This is a genomic window from Staphylococcus simiae, from assembly GCF_017357005.1.
In the GTDB taxonomy this organism is placed as follows: Bacteria; Bacillota; Bacilli; order Staphylococcales; family Staphylococcaceae; genus Staphylococcus; species Staphylococcus simiae_A.
On the sequence record NZ_CP071589.1, the window covers coordinates 2,468,405 to 2,483,994 of the forward strand.

The 15,590-nt window shown below is 34.3% G+C and carries 18 protein-coding genes; 11 read left to right on the plus strand and 7 right to left on the minus strand.

Annotation, left to right across the window (positions count from 1 at the left end; all coding sequences use genetic code 11):
• Positions 1 to 28 precede the first annotated feature (28 nt).
• From J3R86_RS11445 to J3R86_RS11470, 6 genes are all read left to right on the plus strand, one after another.
• A complete protein-coding gene (locus J3R86_RS11445) occupies positions 29 to 589 on the plus strand; it encodes a TetR/AcrR family transcriptional regulator (protein WP_207517405.1) in 561 nt (186 codons plus the stop codon).
• Positions 582 to 1,286 (plus strand): SDR family NAD(P)-dependent oxidoreductase, encoded by a 705-nt coding sequence (locus tag J3R86_RS11450; RefSeq protein ID WP_207517406.1) that lies wholly within the window; start codon positions 582 to 584, stop codon positions 1,284 to 1,286. The genes J3R86_RS11445 and J3R86_RS11450 overlap by 8 nt, the downstream gene beginning before the upstream one ends.
• A gap of 441 nt (positions 1,287 to 1,727) precedes the next feature.
• Positions 1,728 to 2,729 (plus strand): amidohydrolase family protein, encoded by a 1,002-nt coding sequence (locus tag J3R86_RS11455; RefSeq protein ID WP_207517407.1) that lies wholly within the window; start codon positions 1,728 to 1,730, stop codon positions 2,727 to 2,729.
• A gap of 28 nt (positions 2,730 to 2,757) precedes the next feature.
• A complete protein-coding gene (locus J3R86_RS11460; RefSeq protein ID WP_207517408.1) occupies positions 2,758 to 3,594 on the plus strand; it encodes an alpha/beta fold hydrolase in 837 nt (278 codons plus the stop codon).
• Positions 3,595 to 3,680: 86 nt separating this feature from the next.
• The gene (locus tag J3R86_RS11465; RefSeq protein WP_207517409.1) at positions 3,681 to 4,295 is read left to right on the plus strand and encodes a nuclear transport factor 2 family protein; all 615 of its coding nucleotides are present in this window, start codon (positions 3,681 to 3,683) and stop codon (positions 4,293 to 4,295) included.
• A 71-nt stretch (positions 4,296 to 4,366) separates the two neighbouring features.
• The gene (locus J3R86_RS11470) at positions 4,367 to 5,269 is read left to right on the plus strand and encodes an amidohydrolase family protein (protein WP_207517410.1); all 903 of its coding nucleotides are present in this window, start codon (positions 4,367 to 4,369) and stop codon (positions 5,267 to 5,269) included.
• Between the two features lie 67 nt (positions 5,270 to 5,336).
• Here J3R86_RS11470 and ltrA read toward each other — a convergent pair whose 3' ends face one another.
• Together ltrA and J3R86_RS11480 are read right to left on the minus strand one after the other, a co-directional pair.
• Complete coding sequence (gene ltrA, locus J3R86_RS11475) at positions 5,337 to 6,623, minus strand: group II intron reverse transcriptase/maturase (protein WP_207518488.1); 1,287 nt, start codon at positions 6,621 to 6,623, stop codon at positions 5,337 to 5,339.
• A gap of 789 nt (positions 6,624 to 7,412) precedes the next feature.
• A complete protein-coding gene (locus J3R86_RS11480) occupies positions 7,413 to 8,273 on the minus strand; it encodes a fructosamine kinase family protein (protein WP_207517411.1) in 861 nt (286 codons plus the stop codon).
• A 217-nt stretch (positions 8,274 to 8,490) separates the two neighbouring features.
• Here J3R86_RS11480 and J3R86_RS11485 point away from each other — a divergent pair, with 217 nt between their 5' ends.
• Positions 8,491 to 9,561, plus strand: coding sequence for a quinone-dependent dihydroorotate dehydrogenase (locus J3R86_RS11485; protein ID WP_207517412.1), 1,071 nt, complete (start codon positions 8,491 to 8,493; stop codon positions 9,559 to 9,561).
• An 82-nt stretch (positions 9,562 to 9,643) separates the two neighbouring features.
• Positions 9,644 to 9,919 carry a hypothetical protein gene (locus tag J3R86_RS11490; RefSeq protein WP_207517413.1) on the plus strand — a complete coding sequence of 92 codons (276 nt, stop codon included), beginning with the start codon at positions 9,644 to 9,646 and terminating at the stop codon, positions 9,917 to 9,919.
• A gap of 173 nt (positions 9,920 to 10,092) precedes the next feature.
• On the opposite strand, the gene J3R86_RS11495 is transcribed toward J3R86_RS11490, so the two are convergent.
• Complete coding sequence (locus tag J3R86_RS11495; RefSeq protein ID WP_207517414.1) at positions 10,093 to 10,815, minus strand: epoxyqueuosine reductase QueH; 723 nt, start codon at positions 10,813 to 10,815, stop codon at positions 10,093 to 10,095.
• A 77-nt stretch (positions 10,816 to 10,892) separates the two neighbouring features.
• Entirely contained in the window at positions 10,893 to 11,372 is a 480-nt protein-coding gene (locus J3R86_RS11500) for a hypothetical protein (RefSeq protein WP_207517415.1), read from the minus strand.
• A 215-nt stretch (positions 11,373 to 11,587) separates the two neighbouring features.
• Between J3R86_RS11500 and J3R86_RS11505 the strand changes: the two genes are divergently transcribed.
• Positions 11,588 to 12,034 carry a VOC family protein gene (locus tag J3R86_RS11505; protein ID WP_207517416.1) on the plus strand — a complete coding sequence of 149 codons (447 nt, stop codon included), beginning with the start codon at positions 11,588 to 11,590 and terminating at the stop codon, positions 12,032 to 12,034.
• Between the two features lie 157 nt (positions 12,035 to 12,191).
• Here the strand turns inward: J3R86_RS11505 and panD are convergent, their stop codons facing one another.
• From panD to panB, 3 genes are read right to left on the minus strand one after another with little or no spacing between them, the layout of a single operon-like run.
• Positions 12,192 to 12,575: an aspartate 1-decarboxylase gene (gene panD, locus J3R86_RS11510; protein ID WP_207517417.1), complete on the minus strand. Its 384-nt coding sequence runs from the start codon at positions 12,573 to 12,575 to the stop codon at positions 12,192 to 12,194.
• The gene (panC, locus tag J3R86_RS11515; protein WP_207517418.1) at positions 12,575 to 13,429 is read right to left on the minus strand and encodes a pantoate--beta-alanine ligase; all 855 of its coding nucleotides are present in this window, start codon (positions 13,427 to 13,429) and stop codon (positions 12,575 to 12,577) included. Before panC ends, panD begins: the two co-directional genes overlap by 1 nt.
• On the minus strand, positions 13,422 to 14,240 hold the full coding sequence (gene panB, locus J3R86_RS11520) for a 3-methyl-2-oxobutanoate hydroxymethyltransferase (protein ID WP_207517419.1): 819 nt from the start codon (positions 14,238 to 14,240) through the stop codon (positions 13,422 to 13,424). The genes panC and panB overlap by 8 nt, the downstream gene beginning before the upstream one ends.
• Before the next feature lie 72 nt (positions 14,241 to 14,312).
• Between panB and J3R86_RS11525 the strand changes: the two genes are divergently transcribed.
• Positions 14,313 to 15,182, plus strand: coding sequence for an oxidoreductase (locus J3R86_RS11525; protein ID WP_207517420.1), 870 nt, complete (start codon positions 14,313 to 14,315; stop codon positions 15,180 to 15,182).
• Positions 15,183 to 15,319: 137 nt separating this feature from the next.
• A complete protein-coding gene (locus J3R86_RS11530; RefSeq protein ID WP_207517421.1) occupies positions 15,320 to 15,415 on the plus strand; it encodes a type I toxin-antitoxin system Fst family toxin in 96 nt (31 codons plus the stop codon).
• The last annotated feature ends 175 nt before the right edge of the window (positions 15,416 to 15,590 follow it).

Below are 15,590 nucleotides of genomic sequence, written 5' to 3' on the forward strand. Positions count from 1 at the left end.
ATTTAAACTAATTTAAGAAGGTGATGTTTTGCGTAAAGACGCTATAGAGAACCGGCAACGTATAGAAGAAACTGCCCTTCAACTTTTCAATGAAGAAGGCGTCAATAATGTGAGTATGAATCGTATTGCTAAACAATTAGGTGTTGGCATGGGGACACTTTATCGTCATTTTAAAGATAAAGGTGATTTGTGTTATAGCTTAATCCAAAGAGATGTCGATGATTTTTTAGCTGAATTATATCAAACTAAAGATCAATATCACTCTGAATACGACATTTTAAATGCTTCATTAACATTATTATTGCAATTCAAAGTAGACAACCAATCATTGCTACATTGTATTGAACAAAATAAAAATAAAACACGCTTTTTCCAAAGTAAGTTTTATCAACAATTATTTGATTTTTATTATTCAATTTTTGACAAACTCGATACTCAATTTGCAACATTTAAAGCAGATATGCTGATTCATTCATTATCCACTCAAATTTTTGAGTTTCAAAGAGAAGATAGGAAACTATCAATAGATCAATACAAAGCATTTTTATTACAAATTTACTATACAGATGAGGTGACAAGTAATGACTAAAATCGTGTTAATTACTGGTGGAAATAAAGGTCTAGGCTATGAAAGTGCTAAAGTGCTGAAAGACTTAGGCTATAAAGTATATATTGGTTCACGTAATGACGAACGTGGACAACAAGCCTCACAAGAACTTGGTGTTCACTATGTTCAATTAGATGTTACAAGTGATTATTCAGTCACTAATGCTTACAACATGATAGCCCAAAAAGAAGGTCGCCTTGATATCTTAATTAATAATGCTGGTATTTCAGGACAATTTGCTGCGCCGGCCGACATCACACCGAGAGATATTGAAAAAGTTTATAATACGAACGTCTTCGGTATTGTGCGTATGATGAACACTTTCATTCCACTATTAGAAAAATCTGAACAACCTGTCGTGGTTAATGTAAGTAGTGGCTTAGGTTCCTTTGGTATGGTTACTAACCCTGAGACCGCTGAATCACAAGTGAATTCTCTGGCATATTGCTCATCTAAATCAGCAGTAACAATGTTAACGTTACAGTATGCTAAAGGTTTACCAAACATGCAAATTAATGCTGCTGATCCAGGTTCAACTAATACTGACTTAGTCGGTGATTTCAGTAATAATGCTAAACCAGCGTCTGAGGGTATTAAGCCTATTATTGAACTTGCAACGATTGATGAACATGGGCCAACAGGTACATTCATTGATGGTAACGGTAAGATGCCTTGGTAATTTGTTAGTAGTTGATACTCACTGTACAAAATGATGCAATAATAGCAACAATATTTAGTATCTTTCTAAATATTTATATGCAAATTTCATTCAATTAAACTGCAAGGGAGTGGGATAGAAATAAAATTTATTTCGTATATGCCCGTCTTGCACATTTAAAGCTACTTAGATTTTAATCTTTAGTAGCTCTTGCCCAACCTGCATTGTTTGTAGAAACTGTAAGTACAGTTTCTCTGTGTTGGGTCCCTATGCAATTGTTGCGTTAGCAACCAATTGTAATCCCTATATTTTTCTATGACGGGTCCCTCCCACCTCAACAAGACTGACTAAGTTTTCAAAATGTTGATAAATCAACGTTTTAAAAAACCAGACAGTTACTGCCAAATTTTTTAATTTTAAGTGTGAAACGCCTTATTTCACAGGCTCATAGGAGGATTTTTTATGAAAAGCATTAATTTCGAAGAACATTATGTCGTTAATGACATTCAACAACAAACAATGACATATATGTCACAAGATCCTAATGGCGTGCCAATGCAAACCATGCTTGAAGGTCTAGAACAAAAATCTGGTTTTACGGATGCAGATGACATTACGCATCATGATAAACGTATTAAGTTCATGGATGATCAAGATGTTCAAATGCAAGTATTATCATATGGTAATGGTGCACCATCTAACTTAAAAGGCCAACAAGCCATTGACCTTTGTCGTCAAGCCAATGATACGTTACATGATTATATTACAAAATATCCTGACCGTTTCGTTGGCTTTGCGACGTTACCAATCAACGAACCACAAGCAGCTGTTGATGAATTGAAACGTTGTATGACTGAATTAGGTTTCAAAGGCGCTTTAATTATGGGGCATCCTAATAACGGTTTCTTAGACCAAGATGACTATGACGAATTATTTAAAACAGCTGAAGCACTTAATGCACCAATTTATTTACATCCATCACCTGTCACTAGTGATGTTTATCAAGCTTATTACAAAGGTAACTATCCTGATGTGACAGCAGCAACATTTGCCTGTTTCGGTTATGGTTGGCATATAGATACTGGTATTCATGCTATACATCTCGTATTAGCCGGTATCTTAGATCGCTATCCAAAGCTAAATATTATTCTCGGTCACTGGGGAGAATTTGTGCCATTCTTCTTAGAACGTATGGATGACATTCTGTTTGCAGATCATTTAAAACATCCTATTAGTTATTACTTCAAAAATAATTTCTATGTCACACCGAGTGGTATGTTAACAAAACCACAATTCGACTTAGTTAAACACGAATTTGGTGTTGATCGTATTTTATATGCAGCAGATTATCCATATATTGAACCAAGTAATTTGGGTACTTTCTTAGATACTTTAGGTTTAACTGAGGACGAAAAAGAGAAAATTAGTTATAAGAATGGTGCTAAATTGTTAGGTTTAGAATAAATTTAGCGTCTAAATGGAGGAATCATTTATGGAAGAATTACAATTACAAGGCGCAACATTGCGTTATCATAAAATCGGACAAGGTCCTGTATTAATCTTAATCCCAGGAGCGAATGGTACTGGAGATATTTATGTACCTCTTGCTCAACAATTAAAAGAACATTTCACAGTAGTAGCTGTTGACCGTCGTGGTTATGGTGCAAGCGACTTAACAGCACCTCGACCAGAATCAATTGCTGATCCACATGATGATTATCGCGTTAAACGTGATGCTAAAGACATCGCTGAATTAGCTAAACATTTATCTGATGAACCCGTTTATATTCTTGGTTCAAGTTCAGGTTCTATTGTAGCCATGCATGTCTTAAAAGATTATCCAGACGTCGTTAAAAAAATCGCATTCCACGAGCCACCTATTAATACATTCTTACCAGATGCTAAATATTGGCAAGATAAAAATAATGAGATCATTGATATTGCTGTTAATGACAGTATGCCTGCAGCAATGAAAGTCTTTGGAGAAGCATTGCATATTAGTCCAATCGATCAAGAATCTATGTCTAAACCTGCTCAATCAAGTAGCGATGCAGACAATAAAAAACGTTACGAAGAGATGATTGGTTGGTTTAAATATGAAATTAGTCAATACACATCATCAGATATTACTATAGAAGATTTACGTCAATATAAAGATAGAATTACTTTATTAAATGGTACAGATTCAAAAGGTTCCTTCCCTCAAGAGGTTAACTTCTATATACATGAACAGACTGGTATTCCTATTGTAGATATTCCAGGTGGTCATTTAGGTTACATTCAAAAACCTGAGGGCTTTGCTAAAGTATTATTAAAAATGTGGGATTAATCAACATATAAATTAAGCGAGGTCGCAACTAATATTTTTGTTGCACTACCCTCGCTCTTTATTATTTAATTACGGAGATGATTATAATGTTATTTACTAGAAACCAATTCCATGCAACAGAAGATTTAGTAGATAAAGCAAATGTTGAAGAAGTGATTCAATTCGAACGTTTTTGTCGTGATCATTCACTATGGGATGCTATGACAACGTGTTTTGCTAAAGATTCTTATATTAATATTTCATGGTTTAAAGGTAATGGTGCGCAATTTGTCCAAGCTTCAAAAGAAATGAACCGCTATGCACCACACAAAATTCACAGCACACATATTTGGATTAATGGGACTAAAGCAGTTGCTTTAATGGAAGCTTCTATTCAAATGCGTACGACAATTAAAGATACATTAATGGACTTAAACTCTGATGCTCAACTCGCCTATTGTCTTGAAAAAGATAGTAACGGCAAGTGGTTTATTACACGTTTAGAATGTATTTACGAGAAAGATAGTTTAGTACCTGTAACACCTAGTCAAATTGATATACCTGATAGTGAGTTTCAACAATATCGTTCAAGTTATGCTTGCTTATCTTATATATTAAACTCAATTGGCTATAGCGTTAATCATGACTTACAAGGCATTGATCGTCCTGACGAAGTGAATGCTTATTACAACGAGCTTAATGACTGGTTAACAGCATCGTAATGATAAGCTTACAACTAACAAATGATGAGTTGTTATAATGACAATATTGATAAAGAAAGAAGATTTTACTAATGAAAAAAATTGATTTACATGCACACTACTTATCTCCAGGATTTAATAAATTCTTAGACGATTATTTTGATGGTAAAGGAGACGGTGTAGCTACACCACCATTTTCACCACAAGATTATTTAGCTTTAATGGACAAATTAGATATTGATTATGGTGTTTTATCTATCTCTAGTCCTCATATTAGTGCAGCACCTGATAAAGAAATGCTTGAGTTAGCTGACGAAGTGAACCATTATGCTGCTGATATTGCGCAACAACATGCTGATAAAATTGGCTTTTTTGCTACGTTACCACTACCATTAGTTGACGAAAGTATAGCAATGATAGATGATGCGCTAGATCATCAGCATGCTATCGGCTTTACGTTACCCACTAATGCACGTGGCATTTATCTTGGTGAAGATCAATTAGACGCTGTGATTCACAAATTAAATGAACGTCATGCTGTTGTTGCAATACATCCGAATGAACCAAAGCCTAATATTAAAGTGATGTCCGAGGAAATACTACCACCATTAATGGAATTCATTTTTGATACAACACGTACCATTATTTATATGAGCCAAAAAAATGTGTTTAGTAAATATCCTAATATTAAATGGATTGTACCTCATGGTGGTGCGCTATTACCTGTCATTGCACAACGTATTAACCTAGGAAATAAAATGTTCGCTGTTGGTAAACAACCAGATGATATCGAACAAGTCATGCATAGTTTATATTTTGATTTAGCTGGTAAAGTCATTCCTTATCAACTACAAAATATTTTACAATGTGTCGATCCTAACAAAATTGTTTATGGCTCCGATGCACCTTATACGACAGATCAAGTTGTGACGATGTTAGCTAATGAACTTGAACAAACAGATATGGTTGATGATGCTATGAAGGAAATCGAGTAGGAGGATAACCATTATTTGATTATCCGTCCTCTCACACCACCGAGCGTACGGTTCCGTACTCGGCGGTTCAATATCTTGCGTAAGCCGTCTCTGCGAGTTGGGTTAATGGTTCTAACCCCCACTTGTAGAGACGTTTTGTTGTAAGTGCACGATGAACTTCATGCGTTGATGATAAGCGCCAGTATTTCTTTCTTGAATTGGCAATTTTCATTGCACTCTTATGGTCAAGTCCATACTTACGTAACATCTTATATTTGGTTTTTATTCTTTTCCATCTTTTGAGGATTAGTTGTCTAATGCGTCGGTTTAACCATGATTGTAACTTCGTTACAAAACCTGTAATAAATCCTTTACCAAAGTAATTTATCCACCCTCGTGTTACTTGATTAATTTCTGATATAATCTCTTTAAAGGTACCTGGTCTATTTCGTTTCGTTAGACGTCTTAAGGTGCGTTTTAAATTTCTTCTTGCTTCCATAGTCGGTCTGAAACGATAAGTGCCATTTACTTTGGTCATTAGACAACTCAAGAACTTTAAACGTGTGATAGAACCTACCTTGCTCTTTTCACTATTTACAATAAGTTTAAGGTCTTTTTCGATAAACTTTGTCACACTTTCCATGACACGTTGACCCGCTCGTTTTGTACGTACAAAGATGACGAAGTCATCTGCATAACGAACAAAGCGATGACCACGTTTCTCCAATTCATTATCTAATTCGTGAAGATAAATATTACAAAGTAACGGGGAAATAACACCACCTTGCGGTGCACCTATTTCTCTACTTCGATAATTACCATTGAGGTCGATTGCACCAACCTGTAGGCTTCTACGAATAAATTTAGAAATGGCTTTATCTTGAACATGTCGTTCAAATAGATACATTAATTTATCATGGTTCAACATATCAAAGCACTGTTTTAAATCACAATCAACTGCAACTAAGTAACCTTCTTCATAGTATGTTGCACATTCTTTAAGTGCAGTTCCTGTACTACGATTCGGTCTAAAGCCATGACTGTGTTTTGAGAAAGTACGGTCGATACTAGGTTCAATGACTTGTTTAATGGCTTGTTGGATAACTCTGTCTCTTGCGACAGGGATTCCAAGCACGCGCTTTTTCCCATTTGATTTAGGTATTTCAACCTTTCTTACTGCTTGTGGCTTATACGTGCCATCAAGCAGTTTTTGTTTAATTTGTGGAAAGTATTTTGCGAAATGTGATGTTAATTCACTTACTCGCATGCCATCGATGCCAGGTGCACCGTTGTTTTTCTTCACTTTCTTAATTGCTTTTTGTATATTATTCTCTCTTACAACAAGCTCCATCATAGATGGAGACTCACGATACATTTCTTTCATTTCACCTAAGATTTACTGTACGCACTCATATATCCTTTTTCGTTCCACTACTTATCTTTCTATGAGTTGCCAATCATTAATTGTATTCTGTACGTTGTAAATCTCTAACCTCCATTCTTTACTTTGTATGAATATTGTTCAGTCCTTCAGTATTTCTACCTACTATGACCTCTGCTGACTTCTCATCATTCGTTATTACTACGATTTTTTTTATCGCTGATGAGACCTCCCCGGGTAAGAGTAACCACTTTCCACTCATTCCACTGCATCATTTACTATATAGAACTCGGGTAGTATCGGACTTTATCTTGTATTGCAGATTCATCCATTCCACATAGCCTTGTATGATATTTCTGTTCGTCAGTGCGAGTGTTTGCGTCCGACTTCCTTCAGATTCCATTTCACAATGGACACCCTTGTCTTTCGCTAACAGTTCCTACTACCAAGCCTGTAACGGACTTTCACCGTCTAGTAATTACCCATGCCGGGCGCACAATATGCTTTATAATAATGCCTTAGCATTATTATCTCATTTAAATTAATAATCATGTTGTAACATTGTCACTATAAAATGATGCTATTTCAAACTCTAGCAGCAATAATTTAGTGATTAGTCTGAGGTTGACCATATTATAACTAAACTTTTAGCAACTATAAATAAACACCCTTGTAGTGATGCTTTATAAGCATACTTTCAAGGGTGTTTACTATTTTATCATCTTTATAAGTTACAACAAGCGTACATGAGCTAAGATTTACATTCACTTATTTCATATCCAGTCATGCTTGTTGTAAAATTGTAGCCATTGAACGTTCTACACTTGAACGATACATATCTCCTAATTTTAATAAATGAACCATTAATAAATATAAACGGTAAAATTCTAAACGATATTCCGAGCCTTTTGCTAATGGATAATGCTTGTTATATTCATCATAAAAGTCGTTAGTAAAGCCGCCAAACACTGTAGTAATACCAATATCAAATTCTCTATCTCCATATAATGGTGCTGGATCAAATAAAGCTGGGCTACCATCTGTTAAAAACATATAATTCCCACCCCATAAATCACCGTGCAAGAGTGACGGTTTACTACGATGATTGGCTAATGCTGTGACAATCGCAGCTCTAACTTGTTTATATACTTTATTGTCTTCTTCATTCCATAATCCTTTAGTCATTAGCTCATCTCTCAAATGATCCATACGTTGGTTGACAAATAAGTCACTCCAACTATTTTGCCAATGATTATCAAATGAAATATCTCCACCTTCATAAGGTAAAGAGAAACCAAAGCGCCCTTCCTCTTGTTGTTCGCTATGCATTTTAGCTACTAACTGACCTAATTGACGCTGACTACCTGTTGTACCTTCTTCAAGATAACTTAATACTAAATAAGCATCTCCGTTTACTTCACCACTGGCAATCACTCTAGGTGCTGTAATATTCGCACGTTCAAATTCATTTAAGCCTGCTATTTCTGCGGCATAAAATGATTCTTGTCGTTGACGTTGAACTAACAAGAAAAACGTCTCATCATTAGTCTCAACTCGGTAAGCTTCGTTAACATCTCCACCACTTACTGGAATAATATCCTTCACATCTTCCAATGGCAAATGTTGTAGCCACTGTTTATCCATACAAACACCTTCCTAAATAAATAGTTACTTATATTATATTTCCTAAAATTAATCTTTTAATCCAAAAGATGTGAATCAAACTTGCGTCAATTTTTAAAACTTTTATCTTTTAACTAGGAAATTAACATCTTACATGCTAGTCTATTAAAAGAATATATTTCACATATATTAAGTTGAGGATAGTAAGCCTCAAATATAATGAAATAGGAGCATAAACATGTATAAATTAATTAAACCTTTACTCTTTAAAATCGAACCTGAAAAAGCACACGGATTAACGATCGACGCTTTAAAAACATTACAGAAATTTCCTATGTTGTATCCTGTTGTCGATCAATTATTTACTTATCGTAATCCTATATTAGCGCAAACCATTCAAGAAGTTCATTATGACAATCCAGTTGGCTTAGCTGCAGGATTCGACAAATCTTGTGAGGTTCCTAAAGCATTAGAACATATTGGTTTTGGTGCGATTGAATTAGGAGGTATTACACCTAAACCACAACCTGGTAACCCTCAACCTCGTATGTTCCGCTTATTAGAAGATGATGCTTTAATTAATCGTATGGGCTTTAATAATATTGGTATGAATAAAGCTTTAAGCAATCTAAGACGTCACGCATACAACATACCTGTTGGAATAAATGTTGGTGTTAATAAAGCTACACCTTATGCTGAGCGTTATCAAGATTACATTAAAGTATTAAATACATTTAAAAATGACGTAACATTCTTTACTGTTAATATTAGTTCACCTAATACAGAAAATTTACAAAATTTCCATGATAAAGATGAATTTTCAATGTTATGCCAAGCATTAACAACATTTAAAGATGAACAAGAAGTTAATGTACCTATTTATTTAAAATTAACATCTGATATGACATTGGATAGTTTAAAAACACTGTTGCCTGCTATTACAGCAACATTTGATGGTGTCATGTTAGCAAATACAACACGCCAACGTGACGGTCTAAGTTCTGATAATAAAATTGAAGAAGGCGGATTAAGCGGTAGACCATTATTTGAACGCAACTTAAAATTAATTAACTATGCTTATCAACAAACAAATGGCAAGTTCTTGATTATTGGTACTGGTGGGATATTCAGTGCCGAAGATGCTATCGCTATGATGCGTAATGGTGCTTCACTCCTTCAAATTTATTCTTCAATGGTTATTGAAGGACCCGGTATCGTTAAGAAAATAAATAAGGGTATTGCACGTTACTTACAGGACCATCATTATAAAAATGTAAGTGAAATAATTGGTTTAGACGTTAAAAAGTAATATTTCAAATTAGAATACAACTACAATTTTCATAAACAATTCAAATGAGTATGATATTTCATGAATAATGGGGGCATGGATAATGTCTAAAGAGATAAAAGACAACGAACAAGCTACACAACAAAGTAAGCACGATATAGCCCAGCACGATACTACAACTGAAGACGAACGTCAGGGACTGAATGGCTATCGCAAAACCGATTTAGACTTGGAAATTGAACAAGAACTACGCGACATGATGGATAAAGGTGAACATAATACCGAAAAAGAATATAAAAAATTTAAGCTCTTTTCTTTAATTACAACCATTGTTATCGCTACTCTAGCTATCATGAGATTCGTTCATAAAATGATGTAGGGACCCAGCATAGAGCATCTCATAAAGAGATGCTTCCGGCCATGCAAGCTGGGCAAGGGACGGTCAACACCTTGTCACCAATAATCTAAGTAGGACAAAATAACTCGTAATCTTACAGTAAAAGGTCATGCATTATCGGTTGCATGACCTTTTATTTTTACATTAGAGGCACTCTATTTTGGTAACTGTTCCAAAAATGCTTTAGCTTCTTTATTAACAGTTTTAAAGTCAATCCCTTGTTGCATCGCTGCAAAGACACAACCACAATAACATTGTCTGAAAATATTATAATCATTACACATTTCTATTGAGCGTTCATAACCTTTACTTTTCTTAAAGTCACTAGGTAAATAATTGACATTATATATTTTTTGTACATCCATGCCTAGCTCATTAATTAGCTGGGCATTCTTTTTAGGTGATAGTGTAATCGCACTTCCAAAGTAATCATAACCATATTCAACAGCTGCTTTGGCAACGATATCTAGGCGCATTTCAAAACAGGCTGTGCAACGCAAACCACCTTCTTTTTCGTCAGCTAATTCTTTGTCTTTAACCATTTTCATAAATTTATGTGGTTCATATGGTGCTTCGATATATTTAACATGAGCACCCGTCTTCTGATTAAAATCCTTCACAAATTGTTCTTGAACTTTAGCACGACGTAGATATTCATTTTTAGGATGAATATTAGAATTAGCAAAGTAGATTGCAATATCTGCATATTGTGTTAAAAACTCTAAAGTATACGTACTACAAGGGGCGCAACAACTATGCAATAAAATCTTAGGACGTAGCGCTTGTCTCTCCCACTGCCCTATCAATTTTTTTAATACTTTATCATAATTAATTTTTTGGTTTTTCATTTTGTTAATAATTGGTTCTGCATTGATCACTAGGTTTCCTCCACATACTTTTTCTACTTGTTATTATATAAAATTTTCATAAATTGTGAACGGTTTTTAAAAATATTTTAATATGATTTGCCTATCCTAATTTTAAATATCGCGTACATAATTAGCCCGAAAAATAGTGTCGAGATTAATGTTGTCATAACTCGATTTATAATATGTCCTTCTTTTCCTTGTAACATATCGAAACTTAAACCTAGACAAAGATTAAGTGCTAGAAAGCATACCATCATTACAATGATTGCTAGCAAACTTAGTCTTTTCAATTGACGATAATGTGCTTCATCTTTAGCTGTGATTTCAAATTTGCGATGTTGTTTTGTAGCGAATAGGATATAAAAATTTAACGCCGCAAATAGCAACAACATGATAATGTTTACGATGGACGCATGATCACGAATCATATCCACAATAACTGTTGCAACAGTTAAGATACCTAAAGCTAGATACATCCATAATAGTGTTTCACTTAACTTGTCAAAATATTGCTGTTGTGTCTCTTTGCTCAATTTAAAGGTGTTTGCCAATAGCTTCTTTAACATCTTAAGTCTCTCCTTTTTGATGTCCTATTATGATCAACATATCGAATTCTTTATAATAATTCAAGATAACTTCGCTTAAAATAACTTTTGAAAATTTATTATATTGAAAGTTAAGTAATGAATTGAATGCAATTTATCTTAAAATTATACTTTTTGTCATTTTTGCAGTACGATGTTGTTAAGCAATAAAAATTTATATATTGAGGTGTCTATCTATGACAACATTATTTCCTTATTTAGCTTTTGAAAATTCTAAAGAAGCCATTGCATATTACGAAGAGGTATTTGGAGCAACTAACATTAATCGCTTAGATGTTGGCGAAGAGCAAGCAGCGCATTTTGGTATGTCTAAAGAACAAGCACAAGAAGCAACGATGCATGCTGAATTCGAAATCCTTGGCATTAAAGTACTATGTTCTGATTCATTTGGCAGAGCGGACAAAATAAATAATGGTATCTCCTTATTAGTCGACTATGACGTGAATAATCAAGAAGATGCAGATGCAGTTGAAGCATTCTACAATCAAATTAAAGATCATGATTCAATTGAGGTTGAAATGCCATTAGCTGACCAATTCTGGGGTGGTAAAATGGGTGCTTTCACTGATAAATATGGTGTTCGTTGGATGCTACACGGTCAAGATTACACACAAATGCAATAATATTAGACAATCCAATGTTAAAGTTCGAATAGCAATCATGATGATGTGTTCAAACTGAAACATTGGATTTTAAATTTTCAAACTAACACTTTAACCTATTAAAAAACAGCCCATTAACCTGAATAGATTAACGAACTGTTGAATAGATGAATTATATTTATAGGACTATAGTATTTTCTTTTTCGTGAATCATATCAATAATGACATTGTCTTCATTCATCACGGCAACTTTTGGTGCATGATGTTTAATTTCTTCTTCATTAAGCTCTGCATATGTCATAATAATGACAATATCTCCAACTTCCACTAATCTTGAGGCTGCACCGTTCAAACAAATTTTACCACTACCTTTTTCTCCAGCAATAACATACGTTTCAAAACGTGCACCATTATTATTATTTACAATAGCTACTTTTTCATTGGGCAGGATATCTACAGCTTCTAAGATATCACTATCAATTGTAATACTGCCTACATAATTTAAATTTGATTCCGTCACTCGTGCTCTATGAATCTTAGCATTCATCATTGTTCTATTCACTATTGTTCAGCTCCAATTATTATATTATCTATCAAACGTGCTTGTGAAAACTTAACTGCTAATGATATGAATATTTGTCCAGTTATTTCTGTTTGTTCAACCAGTTGTGGGTAGCTATAAATAGCAACTTCTTCAATACTGCCATTTACATGTTGTTGTAAATAATGTTTTATGGCATCGATAATGATAGCACTTTGACGTTCCCCATTATGATATAACGCTTGTGCTAATTGTAGACTTTTATATAAATGAACCGCTTCTATTCTTTCGTTGTCTGTTAAATAAACATTACGAGAGCTTTTAGCTAAACCATCATGTTCTCTAACAATATCTACACCTATAATTTCTATTGGATGATTAAAATCTGCCACTAATTTTTGAATGATTGCTAGTTGTTGTGCATCTTTTTTCCCAAAATATGCATAATCTGGCATCACAATGTTAAATAATTTATTAACTACTGTCACTACGCCATCAAAATGTCCTGGACGCTGTGCGCCCTCTAATACTTGAGCCAATGGTCCAACTTTAAGTTCAACACCTAAAGATTGTGGATACATTTCTTCGACAGATGGATAAAAAATATAATCTGCTTTTGCTGCTGAAACTAAAGTAGTATCTTGTTCTATTTGTCTTGGATAAGCATCAAAGTCTTCATTCGGTCCAAATTGTAATGGATTTACAAAAATACTGACTACGGTAATATCATTATCTTTAACTGATTGTCTAACCATTGTTAAATGACCATCATGCAATGCACCCATTGTTGGAATAAATCCGATGGTTTGCTGTGCTTTCTTGGCATCTTTAACAATTGTCTGCATGTCCTGTATTGAAGTAACAACTTTAGTCATGAGCTTCAACCTCATTCATAATTTTCTTTTTATATGTATGAGTTTCTGATGGAAATACACCTGATTTAACTTCTTCATTGTATTGTTGCAGTCCTCTAACGCCCTCACTAAAATCTGCAAATTGTTTTACAAATTTAGCTTGATGTTCAACACCGTAATTTAACATATCATGATAAACCAATACCTGACCATCAGTAGCTTTACCAGCACCAATACCGATAACTGGAATAGTTAATTGTTCACTTATTGTTTGGGCTAAGTCTGATGGTATGGCCTCTAATACTAACGCTATTGCACCTGCTTGTTCTACATTTCTAGCATCTTTAATTAATTGTTGTGCTGCTGCTTTAGTACTACCTTGCAGTTTATAACCTATAACACCGACACTTTGTGGCGTTAATCCTAAATGTGCTACAACAGGTATACCAATACGTGTTGCTGCTACAATAAAATCAGCAATGTGTGCCCCTTCTGCTTTAATGGCATTCGCATTCGTTTGTTGATACAACGTTAATGCATTGTTTAAATCTTGAGCTTGATCTATACCCACTGCTCCTATAGGCATATCTACAACTACAAATGTATTTGGTGCACCACGACGAACTGCTCGTCCGTGATGTATCATATCGTCTAACGTCACTTGGACGGTACTCTCATAACCTAATACTGTCATTCCTAATGAATCGCCAACAAGTATCATATCAATGTTAGCTTGCTCAACTTGTTTCGCACTCGGAAAATCATACGCTGTAACCATAGAAATCTTTTCTTTTTGTTGTTTCATATCTAATAATTGACTTACCGTTTTCAATGTTATTCATCCTCTTTTTACAGTATTATTAGAAACAGTATAATTAAACTTTAACTGAAAGGAAAGAATAATATGTCATCTATCGCAATTATCGGAGACGGTGCTATTGGTACAACACTTGCTTATGAACTTAAAAACGTCTTACCTCATACACAACTTATTGGCCGTACAGCAAAAACTTTAACTTATTATTCAAGTCCTAAGAGTAACCCTGCGTCTATTGTTGTTAGCGCATATCATCAAGTGACTATTAAATTTGATTACATCATTATCGCGGTTAAAACACATCAACTTAATCAAGTTATTAAACAGCTATCTCAAATCACTCACGATGATACAATCATCATTTTAGCTCAAAATGGTGCTGGTCAATTAGCACACATACCTTATAGTAATACATTTCAAGCCGTTGTTTATATTAGTGGTCAAAAAAAAGACGATATAGTAACACATTTTCGTGACTATCAACTACAGTTACAATATTGTGCTGAAACTCGCCAATTACAACAATTAATGAAACAAAGTAACATTGATATTACATTAGTACCTCAAATTAATGATGCAATTTGGTATAAATTATTAGTTAATTTAGGTATCAATTCAATCACAGCTGTAGGTAGACAAACTGTCAGCATATTACATACACCAGAAATAGCTACAGTGTGTCGTCAATTGTTGGTAGAAGGTTGCCATGTTGCAGAAGCAGAGGGAATCGTTTTAAGTGATACTATCATAGATGACATTTTAACTATATATCAAGGTTATCCTGATGAAATGGGTACAAGTATGTATTACGATATAGTGAATAACCAGCCTCTTGAAGTCGAAGCAATTCAAGGATATATTCATCAACTTGCTCGCCAACATCAACTCAGTACACCTTACTTAGATAGTGTTTATAGTTTCTTACATGCTTATCAGCAGCAGTTTGGTGATGTGTAGTAGTAATTATGTAGTTATTTTTAATTAATAAAATTATTTTTAAATAAAATATTTAATCAACAGAATGACAGGTGTATAATATAAAAGTCGCCTATCTCTCAGGCGTCAATATAGGCGCAGAGAGGAGGTGCTAACCTATGCTAGAAACCCTTGTCAACACCGCTACCACAGTTATCAGTGGTTGTATTATTGCACTATTTACGCATTGGCTACGTAATCGCAATGATAAATAGGCGACTATAGTCACACCAAAAAGTCCCCTCACTACCGCAAATAGTGAGGGGACTAGGTGCATATATGCTAGATCCTTGTTAGTTAAATTATAACATTATAGTGTATAGGAATGCAAAACCTAAAAGTAATCCTTAAAATCGTTAGCTTGTTGAGCATTTTATTTATATAGATCAA

Excerpts from the sequence above, each read along its gene's own strand:
- J3R86_RS11485 (WP_207517412.1), top strand. The coding sequence starts at position 8,491 with ATGTATAAATTAATTAAACCTTTACTCTTTAAAATCGAACCTGAAAAA.
- J3R86_RS11480 (WP_207517411.1), bottom strand. The coding sequence starts at position 8,273 with ATGGATAAACAGTGGCTACAACATTTGCCATTGGAAGATGTGAAGGAT.
- J3R86_RS11500 (WP_207517415.1), bottom strand. The coding sequence starts at position 11,372 with ATGTTAAAGAAGCTATTGGCAAACACCTTTAAATTGAGCAAAGAGACA.
- J3R86_RS11505 (WP_207517416.1), top strand. The coding sequence starts at position 11,588 with ATGACAACATTATTTCCTTATTTAGCTTTTGAAAATTCTAAAGAAGCC.
- J3R86_RS11490 (WP_207517413.1), top strand. The coding sequence starts at position 9,644 with ATGTCTAAAGAGATAAAAGACAACGAACAAGCTACACAACAAAGTAAG.
- J3R86_RS11455 (WP_207517407.1), top strand. The coding sequence starts at position 1,728 with ATGAAAAGCATTAATTTCGAAGAACATTATGTCGTTAATGACATTCAA.
- J3R86_RS11460 (WP_207517408.1), top strand. The coding sequence starts at position 2,758 with ATGGAAGAATTACAATTACAAGGCGCAACATTGCGTTATCATAAAATC.
- J3R86_RS11530 (WP_207517421.1), top strand. The coding sequence starts at position 15,320 with ATGCTAGAAACCCTTGTCAACACCGCTACCACAGTTATCAGTGGTTGT.
- panC (WP_207517418.1), bottom strand. The coding sequence starts at position 13,429 with ATGACTAAAGTTGTTACTTCAATACAGGACATGCAGACAATTGTTAAA.
- J3R86_RS11450 (WP_207517406.1), top strand. The coding sequence starts at position 582 with ATGACTAAAATCGTGTTAATTACTGGTGGAAATAAAGGTCTAGGCTAT.
- ltrA (WP_207518488.1), bottom strand. The coding sequence starts at position 6,623 with ATGTATCGTGAGTCTCCATCTATGATGGAGCTTGTTGTAAGAGAGAAT.
- J3R86_RS11465 (WP_207517409.1), top strand. The coding sequence starts at position 3,681 with ATGTTATTTACTAGAAACCAATTCCATGCAACAGAAGATTTAGTAGAT.
- J3R86_RS11525 (WP_207517420.1), top strand. The coding sequence starts at position 14,313 with ATGTCATCTATCGCAATTATCGGAGACGGTGCTATTGGTACAACACTT.
- J3R86_RS11470 (WP_207517410.1), top strand. The coding sequence starts at position 4,367 with ATGAAAAAAATTGATTTACATGCACACTACTTATCTCCAGGATTTAAT.